Genomic DNA, 13,501 nt, shown 5'->3' on the forward strand with positions numbered 1-13,501 from the left:
GTAACCGATAGCAGACCAGACCTTGCTTTTCAAAAAAAATATGGCATATATTCTTACTACACAAAAGAGGGTATCCAATTGCATGAATACCCTCTTTTGTGGAAAATACTTTATGGTTAAGCCGCGATTACTTCTGCAACTTCATCTGCAGAAATATCGCTATGCGATGCTTCCAATACACAATCGCCATCTTTAATCAATAAAATCTGCGGTGATTGGTGTGCTACCTGAAAGATTTCGGCAATCTGGTTGGAAATATCACGATAGCTGATTAAATCTAAAAAGTAAAGTTTTGTGTCAGCGGGAATGATGTCCCAATCAAATTCGAAGTTCTTTTTAGCCATTAAACTAATTGAGCAACGTGTGCTGTGCTTAAAAATAAGGCTAAAACCGCTTGTATTCTTGATCTCGTCAAGCTGTTCTATTGAAGTTAAGTTAACCCAAGTCATGATATTATACGTATTGTTTTACAGGACAACAATTACAGTTAAATAAAGTTCTGTAAATGACCTGAATATGAGATTACAAATGAGGTAGATTAATTCCTTCTGCGTTTTCCTTCAGGATAAGATCCATAAGCAGGACAAAGCTTAGAAGAACAGGATTCTAAAATGGTAATGGTGCAAAACACCGCCAATAATAAAATGGCTACTTTTTTCATCTGCATAAGTTTGTTTCAATGGTAATGAAGCTATCATGAACCAGTTATGATGGTTTCATCGGATCTGATAGATTTTAAAATTCTAAGTTACAAATAATTATTAAAACGTAAGTTTAAATTTGAGCAGAAAAATCAGCCATTTTAATCGCTGTAATAGCAGCCTCATCGCCTTTGTTGCCATGTTTGCCGCCAGCACGATCTTGTGCCTGCTCTAGGTTATTGGTAGTTAAAACACCAAAAATAACTGGTTTGCTGTATTTAATGCCAACATTGGTTACACCCTGTGCTACTGCATCGCAAATAAAATCGAAATGTTTGGTGTCACCCTGAATCACGCATCCTAAACAGATTACAGCATCTATATCGCTTCTTTTGCTCAATAGAATTTCTGCACCGCCTGTTAATTCGAAACTTCCCGGTACCGGTAAAGAAATTATATTTTCTTCGGCAACACCATTAGCTAATAATGTTTTTAAAGCACCATTGTACAAAGCACCGGTAATTTCGGCATTCCATTCGGCTACGATAATTCCAAATTTATAGTTTGCTCCACTAGGAACGGTGGTGTGAGAGAAATCAGATAGATTTTTTAATTGTGTTGACATGGGGCAAAGATAATGTTATGCTTCGAATGTTAAAAACCTTAATGTTTGTTACTTGTAACATTTAGTTCAGTTATAGTTAGATTAGTATAATCATCAGATAAAATTTTAACCGCTTATGGAATTTTTACGTTCTGCCCATCTATAATAAAACGCAAAGCCATCTTATGAACATATCATTACGTATCTCCGCTTTATTTCTTTTTACCTTTTTGTTTTCCTTCGATGTTTCTGCTCAGCATAAATATACGCTGGCCGATTTTTATCGGGTAGATTCTCTTGCTAACCAGGCCAAACCCAAGGATGCCCTGGCTTTGATCGAAAAAATAAATCAAGCGGCAAATAAAGAGAACAATGCACCATTGCTGATCAAATCGGTTATCTACCGGATGATGTTTCAAAGCTATTTGGAAGAGAATGCCTTTGATAAAATTTTGGTTGACCTGCGCACAGATATTAGCAATGCCAAACAACCCGAAAAAAGCATTTTACAGTCGCTTTTAGCCGAAACATATTGGAATTATTTGCAACAAAACAGGTGGCAAATTGGATCGCGTACACAAGTACAGGGCGATATTGGCAATGATATTAAAACCTGGAGCATTAAAAAACTAAACGAAGAAACGATAAAATACTACCTGTTATCGTTAAAAGAAGCCGAAATTTTGCAACAAACTAAAGTTGATGTTTTGGATGCCGTTTTGGCGGGTGATAAAAATAACCGGAATTACAGGCCAACACTGTATGATCTGCTTGCACACCGGGCCATCGATGTTTTTAGCAACACACAGATTAACCTTACACAATATGATGATGACTCAATTGATATGAGCAATGCTGCTTGGTTTGGCAACAGACAGGATTTTTTGGTGATGGAACTCACAAATGATAGTACATTGTTTAAACCGCAAGCTTTGCAGTTGTTTAAAAATCTGATCAGATTTCATCAAAACAGCGATAACTTTTCGGCATTGGCCGATGTTGATTTAAAACGCTTAAAATTTGTGCTGCAAAATTTCAGTGGCGAGAATCAGGAATTGTACAATAACGCTTTGAGTAATTTGGCTGAACAAAGCACCCAAACCGAAGTTTATGCCGATATCTTATATGAACAGGCCCTTATGCATAAAAATGCGCAATTGCCTGTTGATACCAACAAACAAAATCTTTTAACAGCCGTTGTTTTAGCCAAAAAAGCTGTTGAGGCCTATCCCAAAAGTATCGGTGCCCGAAACGCTGAAAATTTAATCAAGCAGATTAAAAGCAGTGAGTTATCAATTAAAATAAAAGGATATATCCAGCCGGATAAACCTGCACAGTTGCAATTATCGTATAAAAATACAGATACAGTACATATTAGGTTGTTTAAAGCGCCTGAATCTCAAAATGATTACGAACAGTTTAAAAACAAGGGCGATTTTTTGACTTTTTTTAACCAAAATAAAGTAATCAAAAAACGGTTGGTCGTGGTGCCAAAAACTAGCGATTACCAAAGCCATACACTAATTGATAAGATAGATGGTTTACCCTTTGGTAATTATACTTTGATTGCCCAAACCGTTAACCGTGAACAAAAAGATACTGTTTATAGCAATATTAATTTTAAGGTTACTGCAATGGCTGTAATCAACAGGCGCAATATTGAAAAACATGAATATTTTGTTAGCCAGCTTAGCGATGGTGCACCCTTAAAAAATGTTAAAATCCAACAACAGCGATATGATTATAATAAGCGGAAATATATTAATGGCGATTTAATTATCACTAATGAAAATGGTTATGCAACTACAAATGAAACCGAAGGGAATATGTCTTTTGCGGTGGCCACTCTTGGAAAAGATGAATTGAAAGTAAACATCAATAATTATAACACCTATCGGGATGACGATGATAAAGAACGTGTAATTCTTTTTACTGATAGACCTATTTATCGGCCAGGGCAAACCATTTACTACAAGGGTATATGCTTGCAATCGAAAGATGGCAAAAATAAAATAGAAGTAAATAAAACACTTGAGGTTTTTTTTAATGATGCCAACGGAAAGGAAATAACTTCGACTAATGTAACGAGCAATGATTTTGGTACTTTTCAAGGATCTTTTAATATCCCGATGGGGAAATTAAATGGCCAGATGGAAATTGAAACCGATTATGGACGTATTAATGTACAGGTTGAGGAATACAAACGCCCAACTTTTGAGGTCGTTTTTGATAAACCTAATCAGCACTACAAACTGAACGACAGCATTAAAGTACAAGGTAAAGCCAGTTCTTTTTCAGGATATTCCGTAAATAATGCAAAGGTAAATTATAAGGTTTTCCGTAGAGTATTGTACGATTACCACTTAACTTACACGCAACGTAATGCTATTTATGGTTCAAATATATATAGTGAAAGAAAGCAGATTGCCAGTGGCAAAACAAATACCAAACCAGGTGGCAAATTCGATATCACCTTTTTTGCAAAGGCCACCAATACCAAACAGAATTATAGCTACGAGATTGAAACTGAGGTAACGGATTTAAATGGCGAAACCCGAACGAAAACCACAGCGATAAATGTGGGGCAAAAAGATATCAATCTTAATGTCAGTACCGAACAGGTTATTTATGTAAGCAACAAAACCGATAGTATCCCATTCTGGGTAACCAATTTAAACAACGAACCCATTAAAGCGAATGTTAAGGCAGAATGGAGTTTGTTGCAGGCGCCATCCAGGTTAATGAACAAGAGCCCGTTTTATGCCGAGAACTATGCATTAAGTAAAGAGGAGTTTATTAAAAATTTTCCGGATGAGGATTATAACAACGAACTCGAAGTCGCCAAATGGCCAATAAAATCGGTAGAATTGAAACAAAGCCCTACTGTTAAAAATGGTCGGGGGAGTTTAATCTTCAACCAAAAAAATCTAAAACCAGGTTATTATAAAATCAATTTAATGGCCATAAACGAGCAGAACGATACCATTAAAGTAAATAAGTATTTAGTTATCTATAATGAAGCGCCTGCAACGATACAATCTAATATCGAATGGATTGCTCCTGAAGTAAGCGTGATTAAAGCGACTGAAAGTGCTGTTTTCCGCTTGGCAGGCTTAGCCGATAACAGCAGGGCATATTATGAAGTTTATTATCGTGACAGTATAGCCGAAAAAGTATGGCTTAATCTATCGCCAAAACAAAGTTTTGTTAAAATTAAACCGAAAAGTAATTACGAGGATGGCTTTGCGGTACAATTTACCATGGTACATCAAGGTATGGTTTATAGTTCTATGCAACAGGTTAAAATTATAGATCCGAAAAAAGAGTTAGATATCAGGTTTTTAACCTTTAGAAATAAGCTTCAGCCCGGTGAAAAAGAAAGCTGGAAACTACAGATCAGTAATAAAAATGGTGAAAAGCAGATGGCCGAAATGGTGGCTACGTTATACGACGCAAGTTTGGACGACTTGAAAAGAATGGATTGGAATACGCAGTTACCTACAGGCTTTAACTATTATTTTTACATTTGGCACTTCAATGTAAATGACATCGCGAACCCAGGTTATTTATGGTTTTTAAGATCTGAAAATAATTATAGCCTAATTACACGTGGTTACGAAAACCTTAATTTATTTGGTTACAATTACTATGGTGGCTACAACTATAGTTACCGCAATTATATAAACAATCTGAAAAAGCCCAAAAGAAAGGGTTTATCTCCTGAGGCTGTTCAGAAATTAGCTGAGTTGGCCAATGGTAAATTAACCTACGGGGTGGTATTCGATGAACACGGTGAAATATTACCAGGTGTACAGGTAAAATCGGGCAAAACAGTAACCACTACAAATGTTTTTGGTATTTATACTAATGATGCTAAAATAGGAGAAACATTGAGTTTTGCTTTTATAGGTTTTAAAAACCATTCTATAAAAGTAGGCGCTAAAAAACGGATTGATGTGACGCTGAAAGAAGATGGGCAAGCTTTAAATGAGGTGGTGGTTACCGGATACGGAGCACAAAAAAAACAAAACATGACTGGCTCGGTTGTTCAAATTAAAGGGATGTCAACTTTGGAAGGGAGGGCTGCCGGATTAAGTGCCGCAGCTCCAACAGTTGAAAAATTAAAAGAAAAAGCAGTTGCAGTAGATGATGCTGGGACATATGATTTCGTAAGCATTAACAGCTATGACCCTAAAACAGGTTTAGAAATCGTGAATGGCAAGCCTGTCATCAAAAAACCCAACATTACACCGCGTACCAATTTCAGCGAGCTCGCATTTTTTTATCCGCAATTGTTAACCGATGCCAAGGGCGAAATCAAGATCGAGTTTACCATCCCGCAAAGTTTAACACGCTATAAAATGATGGGTTTTGCACACACCAGAGATTTAAAAACGGCATCCATCACCAACGAATTGGTTACCCAGAAACAATTGGCCATTGCCATTAATGCGCCACGTTTTTTCCGCGAAGGGGATACCATTTTATTAAGCGCCAAACTAAATAACCTGGCAGGCAAAAAACTTATCGGTAATGCCAGTTTAGCACTTACAGATGCCTTAACCGCAAAACCGATCCAGATTTTTGGAACAAACGAAAAAACCGGAAAAACTTTTGAAGTTGATGATGCGGGCAATACGGTTTTAAAATGGACATTAATTATTCCGTCGGGAATTAATGCCATTACCTACAAAATTTTGGCCCAAAGTGGTAAGTTTAGCGATGGTGAAGAAAATACCATTCCTGTTTTGGCAAATGCTATGTTGGTTACCGAAAGTATGCCCATAAACGTGCGTGGCAATACCAGTAAAACTTTCGACTTTGTGAAGCTGGAGAAATCAGGAGCTTCAAAAACCTTACGTAACCAAAGTTTAACTTTCGAGTTTACCTCAAATCCCATCTGGTATGCCGTGCAAGCTTTACCTTATTTAATGGAATACCCCTATGAGTGCGCTGAACAAACTTTTAGCCGGTTTTATGCCAATAGTTTTGCAACAGGTATCATTAATTCCTCACCAAAAATTAAAACCGTTTTCGAACAATGGCAAAATACAAATAATGGCGAAGCCCTCTTGTCTAACTTGGAGAAAAACCAGGAGCTCAAATCAATTTTGTTAGAAGAAACGCCTTGGGTGCGTAATGCTGACAATGAAAACGAGCGTAAAAAACGTTTGGCCATACTTTTCGATTTGAATAGAATGACTTACGAGTTAAAAAACAACTTCGAAAAGTTAGAGAAAATGCAATTTAACAATGGTGCCTTTCCGTGGTTTAATGGCATGCAGGAAGATCGGTACATTACACAGCACATAGTTTTAGGAATGGGCCAGTTAAAAAAACTAAAACTGATTGACGAAAAAGCTTATCCTAGTTTTAATGTAATGCTTAACAAAGCCATTATTTATTTAGATGCACAGCTGGTTAAAGATTATAAAGATGAAGTGAAAGGAAAACGTTTTGCCTATTTGCCGTTGCACTATCTATTCGCCAGAAGTTACACCAATCAAAAAAATAACAATGCAGATTTTTTAAAGGCCAAAGATTTCTATCTGAAAAAATTAATAGCGAGCTGGAAAACCTTTGATACTTACCAGTTGGCACAAACCGCCTTGGTTTTAAATAGAAACGGCAATGAGGTAGAAGCCAAAAAAGTCATTACGTTATTAAATCAAACGGCTCAGCAGAATGATGAACTCGGCATGTACTGGGCTACAAATAAAGCTGGCTGGTGGTGGTACCAAAGCCCGATAGAAACACAGGCTTTATTAATAGAGGCTTTCGACGAAGTGGCTAACGATGCCAAATCGGTGGAGGAAATGAAAATCTGGTTGCTCAAAAACAAACAGACCAACGACTGGAAAACAACCAAAGCCACTACGGCGGCTTGTTATGCATTGCTAATGAAAGGTACTAACCTTTTGACAGAGCGCAATGAACCTGAAATAACTATTGGCGGTCAAAAAATAGCAGATTTGCAACAACCTAATGCCGTAAAAGAAGCCGGAACGGGTTATCAAAAATTAACTATTGCAGCGGCTAATATAAAACCAGAAATGGGGAAAGTAGAGGTTAAAAACAACAACCAAACCGTGGCCTGGGGCGCATTGTACTGGCAATATTTTGAGCAATTGGATAAAATTACCCCAGCCAACACAGGTGTTAAAATCAACAAACAATTGTTTGTTCAAAAAGCTAGCGCAAAAGGCGATGTTTTAACTCCACTTACGGCAACCAATATTTTGGCCCCTGGCGATTTATTGAAAGTGCGTATTGAAATTTATTGTGATAGGGATATGGAATATATTCATTTGAAAGATATGCGTTCATCGGGCTTTGAGCCTGTAAACGTAATCTCCATGTATAAATATCAGGATGGTTTGGGCTATTATGAAAGTACAAAAGATGCTTCAACCAATTTCTTTATTAGTTATATGCCTAAAGGAACCTACGTATTTGAATATCCATTAAGGGTTACTCATGCCGGAAATTTTTCAAATGGAATTACTAGCTTGCAAAGTATGTATGCACCAGAGTTTACTACCCACTCAGCAGGAATTAGGGTAAATGTAAAGCCTTAATATGGCATAAGTGGCTGTTATTGATTATTAACATTTGAAGAGCAATTTCAGTAATGGTTTGGTTGCTGCAGTCCTGCTTTTGGTACAAGTCCCGGTGAAACCTGTGAAACAAGCAAGCACATATAAAACAGTGAAAACAAGTGCTTAAACCGGGAGCTTTCCCCGTCAATCAGGTCTAGGTTTGAGGTGGTTTTACTGCTATTTAAGGATAAATAGCAGGATGTAAAATCATATCTGTAACAGTGTTAGGTCAACTGAATGCCTCCATAAGTTGCACCTATAGGAATAATTTTTTCTCCAATCCAAATCTGGTTGCGGTCAAATTTGGATATTTTGTTTTTAGCTACAATAAAAGCCCGGTGACAGCGAATGAAATCTGCTTTTGGCAACAGTTCAGCCAAATCGTTAATGGTAATCCTCGAGCTTAAAAGTTTGTCTTTCAGCTGTATCTTGGTGTAATTGCCTGAAGCCTCCACATGAAGGATTTCGTCCAACTCCACCTTAATTTGCTCGTAACCATCTTTTACGAAAATATATGCTGTTTTTGTTTCCTGCTTCTGGTTGCGCAGGTTAAAAAGTTCCTGGGCTTTATTGCAAGCCTTTAGGAAACGAGAAAGTGAAAAAGGTTTTAACAGATAATCTACAGCATCGAGTTCAAAACTCTGCACAGCATGCTCAGTGTAGGCTGTTGTAAAAATAACCATTGGAGGTTTGCTCAAACTCTTTAAAAAATCAATTCCACTGATATCTGGCATTTTAATATCCAGAAAAATTAAATCAACCTTGTTCTGCTGGAGATAGCTGATGGCTGCAAAGGCATCTGTAAAAGTTTGTTGCAATGTTACAAATGGAACTTTTGAGGCATGCGATTTTATAATCTCTAGTGCAATCGGTTCATCATCTATAGCAATGGCAATCATTTTGTATGTTCTTTTCTTTACGTTTTTTCTCTTTTTGTGGTGCTGACAAAGGAAGCATTTTCAAGGTAACATGCAATCGTCATCTCGACTGAAGTGAAACGAAATGGAGAGATCTGCTGATATAGATTTCTCGGCTTCGTTGCACTGCGCTCGAAATGACGACATCTTGAGATCAATAATAGGGATTTTTACAAACAAATTTCTGGTTAGGCCAATTTTCGTTTATCAATTGTTCTCTTGGGGAACTTACCGCCTTAATCCAAATGCAAAGTTAAATGAATAAAAAACTCATTGGCACTTTCGCGGATAATTAATTCGTGTTTTCCGTAATAAAGTAATGATAAACGTTGTTTAACATTTTCTAATCCGATGCCACTTTTTAATTTTTCCGGATCGTTATCTGCCTTAATGTAAATGCTATTGCTTACATCAAAATACAAAGTTTTTTCTTTGGTTTGCAAGGTAATTTTAATGTACGAAGGCTGTTGCAAACTAATACCATGTTTAAATGCATTTTCAATGAATGGAATCAACAGCATCGGCGTAATCTGCAGGCTATTTAACTGCTCTTCAATATGTGTATCGATCCTGATATCTGCAGATCGAGAGGTACGGAGCTTTTGTAAATCAATATAATTGTTCAGGTATTCTACTTCTCGGGTTAACGAAATTTTATCCTGGGTATTTTCATGGAGCATAAAACGCATCATATCGCCCAGTTTCTGGATCCCTTCGCCCGTTCTTTCTGCATTTTCCTGCAAAGCTGTTCCGAATAAGGTATTTAAAGCATTGAATAAGAAGTGCGGATTGATCTGCGATTTTAAGAAATTTAGGTTCGCATCCGATTTGCCTAATTCTGTTTTAAGCATCTGGATTTCGCTCTGTTTTTCAAATTTATGTTTGTAAATATACCATGCAGATGGCGTAGTGATGCAGATTAAGCATATTGCGTTTAAAAGTAAGGTAATCGGCACTACAGCACCATTACGCATAAAAGGGATAAGGACGATCGACAGTAGCAGTGAGAGGATAATGGTTAAACCTACATTTCCCCAAAAATACCGGCCAAAACCTTTAAAATCCTTTCTGAGGTTTGGAATAACGTAATAAATAGAGCAAAAAGCTAGAAAGATATTTACCGGTGGTACAATTACCCAAACGATCAGTATTTCGTAATCTATTCTTACTGAAAGTACGGCTGCAAAAATCATGAGCGAAATCAGCCAGATTTTGGTGCTTATAAAGAGCTCTGGAACGATGTTGCTATGGTAATTTTTTAATACCGGGATTCTTTTTAGTAATTCTAAGCCCCGCTCATTAAAATAGGCATAAGCATTAAAGAGTAGATATAAAAAGAAAATATAAGTAAAAGCTTCGCCAAAAAAGATCCCATAAGCGTTATCGATGTTATCATATTCAACCAACCTGTATGCTTGAGAATAGGTATTGTAAACCATCCAGGCTACTACAGAGAATACTGTGACCAAAACCGTAAGAATAAGATTAAGGGTTATGTTATTCTTATTTGCAAGTTGTGGCATGAGGCAAAAATTGAACAATAAAAAGCTGATATACAGATTGGTGATCTTAAATAATTCTGGAATAAAGAAGTTTGCCATTACACTATAATCAAGATGGCTTTCTTCAAAACGGTAAGAATTGCCCGAGCTATAGATTGTGGATGAGCAGATACCAATTAGGGCCAGCACATATAGTGTTGTAGAAATCCAAAATTCAAGCTGGTTGATGCTTTTGGTTTTTATTGTAGATGGGTTACCTGATAGAATTACCATTTGTTTTAGTTTATACCACAATTTTACGAAGAGAATTTACATCTATATTTAAAATGTGATGGATGGGGCAAAAAATGGGATGAATGAATAGGACTTTTAGGTTATTTGATTTTAAGATCGGTTTTTTAGCGTTGTCAACTTTCTTCATTGTGCTGTCAGATGTTACCATCTGACTGATAGTTGGATTCATACCCGAATGAATAATTACGATTAGTGTCAGATAGAAATATTGGAAACTACATCCAGCGCCACAATAAAATAAGGATCTTCAAAATATTAAGTATAAAGCTAAACAGTTTATTAACTTTGCTTTTACATTCAGTCAACCATTAAAAATTCATTCATTCAATATGACCGTTTACGGAATTCCAAATTGCAATACAGTTAAAAAATCGCTCGATTGGTTAAAAGCACATCAGGTTGATTTTGAATTTCACGATTTCAAGAAAAAAGGCATTACAACTGAAAAATTAAATGAATGGTGTAATACCTTTGGTTGGGAAACGGTATTAAACCGCAAAGGTTTAACCTGGAAAAAACTCACTAAAGAAGAGCAGGCTAAAATTGATAACCAAGATTTGGCAATAGCTTATTTAAAAGAAAATACCAGCGCAATAAAACGTCCGATTATTGAGCAAAACAACATAGCCATATTAATTGGATTTGATGATGACAATTATTTAAAAACACTAGCCTGATTCAATTGTTCTAATGTTAAAGTTTGTTAAATGCAGCTTTTAAATGTCGAACTAAGTTACTTTTGAGTATGTACAAACTGATCATTTTTCTATTGCTTGCCTTGCCCATTGGCGTTTTTGCACAAACGGTAACTACAGGCACGGTTTTCGATTACTCGAAAAAAACGCTCTCTCTTCCTGGTGTTAGTATCAGAAACCTGAACAGTAAAAAATCAACGAGTACAAATAAAGAAGGTAAGTATGCCATTGGTGCAAACATTGGCGATCTTTTAGAGTTTTCTGCCGTTGGCTATCATACCGATACGCTGTACTTAACCAACCTGTTAAATAGAACGATATATCTTCCGGTTAAATCGAACAGTTTAAAAGATGTAGATATTACAGCAGTGCGGATGAATAGCCGGATTACAGATGCGAAAGATCCATTAGCGGAAAAATATACACTATTAAGTACAGGTGGAAACCTAAACCGTAAACGCATGACCGACAAGGTTGGGGGCTTAAACCTAAATCTTGGCTATGGTAAATATAGAAGACAACAACGAAAAGAGGCCGATTTGGAGGAAAAGGAAATGTATCTCCAGGAAATCGATGAGAACTTTACCGCAAAGGCCATTACGGATATGACCAAGCTAGAGGGCGAGGAACTTAAAAACTTCATGATTATTTATCGCCCCTCAGTAGAGACAGTAAAGGCAGAAAGGCCATACCGTTATGCTTATTATATTTCACGTGCCTTTGTAGCGTGGAAAAAATTAACCCCGCAAGAAAGAAAACTACAGGATTTGCCGAAGTTAAAAGCAAATTAATATACAGTAATCACTATCGGTAGCATTATAGCGATTATTGGTAACATTATAACCACATATAAATCTATATGTGGTTATTTTTTATATTTACCACCTGATTACAACCTTATTATTATCATGAAATTGACTAAACTAATAACTTTATGTTTGGTTTGTTGCGTTTTTGCCTTTTCTGCATCGGCCCAGCAAGCTACAACACCGGCACCAGCTACAAATTATAATCCTGCTGAAGCCTTTGGACCATTATTTTATACACAAAACGGGAATGAATTCCGCTCTGCAATTGGCGCACCCGGACCAAAATATTGGCAAAACCGCGTTGATTACAACATTACAGCTAATCTCGATGAAACTAAAAATACGGTTACGGGTACCGTTACCATTACTTACAAAAATAACAGTCCCGATAAATTGCCTTATTTATGGCTGCAATTAGACCAAAATACTTTTAAAGAAACTTCACGTGGCTATGCCATTACACCAGCGCGTAGCCGTTATGGTGCACAAGGTGAAAAATTTGATGGTGGTTATAAAATCCAGAACATCAGTGTATTGCAAAAAGCTGCTGCCGTAAAATTTACGTCTTTGGTAGAAGATACGCGCATGCAGATCCGTTTAGACCAACCAATGGCAGCTAATGGTGATATTGTAACTGTTAAAATGGACTATTCTTTCGTTATCCCAAAAGAGGGCTCGGACAGGACAGGACATTTAACTACAAAAAATGGTGAAATTTTTGCTATTGCACAGTGGTTTCCACGGATGTGTGTGTATGATGATGTGCTAGGATGGAATACTTTGCCTTATTGGGGCGGCGGTGAATTTTATTGCGAATATGGCGATATTAATTTTGCCATTACCGCACCGGCAAGCCATATCGTAATGGGCTCGGGCGAATTATTAAACCCTGCCGAAGTTTTTACACCAGAACAATTAAAAAGGTGGAATGCCGCTAAACTTAGCGATGCTACCGTTCACATCCGTACAGAAGAGGAGGTAACAGATCCAAAATCCCGTCCGGCGAAAGATAAATTAACCTGGAAATTTAAAATCTTAAATGCCCGCGATGCGGCCTGGGCTTCATCTAAATCTTTTGTGTTAGATGCGGCAAGAATCAATTTGCCGAGCGGTAAAAAATCCCTGGCTGTTTCTGCACAACCAGTAGAAAGCAACGGCATTGATGCATATGGCCGTGGTGTAGAATATGTAAAATCTACCATTGAGCACTACTCAGCCAAATGGTTCGAATATCCATATCCAATGGCAGTTAATGTGGCTACCAATGTAGGTGGCATGGAATATCCTGGTATTGTTTTTTGTGGTTGGAAAGCTAAAAAAGCAGGTGCATGGGGCGTAATCGATCATGAATTCGGCCATACCTGGTTCCCTATGATTGTGGGTTCCAACGAACGTAAATATGGTTGGATGGATGAAGGCTTCAATACCTTTATTAACGGT

At 37.1% G+C, this 13,501-nt stretch carries 9 protein-coding genes; 4 read left to right on the forward strand and 5 right to left on the reverse strand.

What is annotated here, in order from left to right; all coding sequences use genetic code 11:
• Positions 1 to 116: 116 nt before the first annotated feature.
• The 3 genes from ytxJ to ribH form a co-directional block, all read right to left on the reverse strand.
• Positions 117 to 449, reverse strand: coding sequence for a bacillithiol system redox-active protein YtxJ (gene ytxJ, locus J7E57_RS19470; protein WP_215124826.1), 333 nt, complete (start codon positions 447 to 449; stop codon positions 117 to 119).
• 89 nt (positions 450 to 538) lie between these two features.
• Positions 539 to 661, reverse strand: coding sequence for a hypothetical protein (locus tag J7E57_RS27285; RefSeq protein ID WP_255420130.1), 123 nt, complete (start codon positions 659 to 661; stop codon positions 539 to 541).
• Positions 662 to 774: 113 nt separating this feature from the next.
• Positions 775 to 1,266, reverse strand: coding sequence for a 6,7-dimethyl-8-ribityllumazine synthase (gene ribH, locus J7E57_RS19475; protein WP_025145257.1), 492 nt, complete (start codon positions 1,264 to 1,266; stop codon positions 775 to 777).
• A 164-nt stretch (positions 1,267 to 1,430) separates the two neighbouring features.
• On the opposite strand from ribH, the gene J7E57_RS19480 reads away from it, so the two are divergent.
• Entirely contained in the window at positions 1,431 to 7,823 is a 6,393-nt protein-coding gene (locus J7E57_RS19480) for an alpha-2-macroglobulin family protein (protein ID WP_215124825.1), read from the forward strand.
• A 245-nt stretch (positions 7,824 to 8,068) separates the two neighbouring features.
• Here the strand turns inward: J7E57_RS19480 and J7E57_RS19485 are convergent, their stop codons facing one another.
• Together J7E57_RS19485 and J7E57_RS19490 are read right to left on the reverse strand one after the other, a co-directional pair.
• Entirely contained in the window at positions 8,069 to 8,743 is a 675-nt protein-coding gene (locus J7E57_RS19485) for a LytR/AlgR family response regulator transcription factor (RefSeq protein ID WP_215124824.1), read from the reverse strand.
• A 254-nt stretch (positions 8,744 to 8,997) separates the two neighbouring features.
• Complete coding sequence (locus J7E57_RS19490) at positions 8,998 to 10,536, reverse strand: sensor histidine kinase (RefSeq protein WP_215124823.1); 1,539 nt, start codon at positions 10,534 to 10,536, stop codon at positions 8,998 to 9,000.
• Between the two features lie 350 nt (positions 10,537 to 10,886).
• Between J7E57_RS19490 and J7E57_RS19495 the strand changes: the two genes are divergently transcribed.
• From J7E57_RS19495 to J7E57_RS19505, 3 genes are all read left to right on the forward strand, one after another.
• Positions 10,887 to 11,234, forward strand: coding sequence for a Spx/MgsR family RNA polymerase-binding regulatory protein (locus J7E57_RS19495; RefSeq protein ID WP_215124822.1), 348 nt, complete (start codon positions 10,887 to 10,889; stop codon positions 11,232 to 11,234).
• Positions 11,235 to 11,302: 68 nt separating this feature from the next.
• Positions 11,303 to 12,043 (forward strand): carboxypeptidase-like regulatory domain-containing protein, encoded by a 741-nt coding sequence (locus J7E57_RS19500; RefSeq protein WP_215124821.1) that lies wholly within the window; start codon positions 11,303 to 11,305, stop codon positions 12,041 to 12,043.
• 123 nt (positions 12,044 to 12,166) lie between these two features.
• Positions 12,167 to 13,501: M1 family metallopeptidase (locus tag J7E57_RS19505; protein ID WP_215166239.1), on the forward strand; the 1,335-nt coding region annotated here is incomplete at its 3' end.

The sequence above is a fragment of the Pedobacter sp. ISL-64 genome (assembly GCF_018613605.1).
Classification (GTDB): domain Bacteria; phylum Bacteroidota; class Bacteroidia; order Sphingobacteriales; family Sphingobacteriaceae; genus Pedobacter.

Excerpts from the sequence above, each read along its gene's own strand:
- J7E57_RS19500 (WP_215124821.1), top strand. The coding sequence starts at position 11,303 with ATGTACAAACTGATCATTTTTCTATTGCTTGCCTTGCCCATTGGCGTT.
- ribH (WP_025145257.1), bottom strand. The coding sequence starts at position 1,266 with ATGTCAACACAATTAAAAAATCTATCTGATTTCTCTCACACCACCGTT.
- J7E57_RS19490 (WP_215124823.1), bottom strand. The coding sequence starts at position 10,536 with ATGGTAATTCTATCAGGTAACCCATCTACAATAAAAACCAAAAGCATC.
- J7E57_RS19495 (WP_215124822.1), top strand. The coding sequence starts at position 10,887 with ATGACCGTTTACGGAATTCCAAATTGCAATACAGTTAAAAAATCGCTC.
- J7E57_RS19480 (WP_215124825.1), top strand. The coding sequence starts at position 1,431 with ATGAACATATCATTACGTATCTCCGCTTTATTTCTTTTTACCTTTTTG.
- ytxJ (WP_215124826.1), bottom strand. The coding sequence starts at position 449 with ATGACTTGGGTTAACTTAACTTCAATAGAACAGCTTGACGAGATCAAG.
- J7E57_RS27285 (WP_255420130.1), bottom strand. The coding sequence starts at position 661 with ATGAAAAAAGTAGCCATTTTATTATTGGCGGTGTTTTGCACCATTACC.
- J7E57_RS19485 (WP_215124824.1), bottom strand. The coding sequence starts at position 8,743 with ATGATTGCCATTGCTATAGATGATGAACCGATTGCACTAGAGATTATA.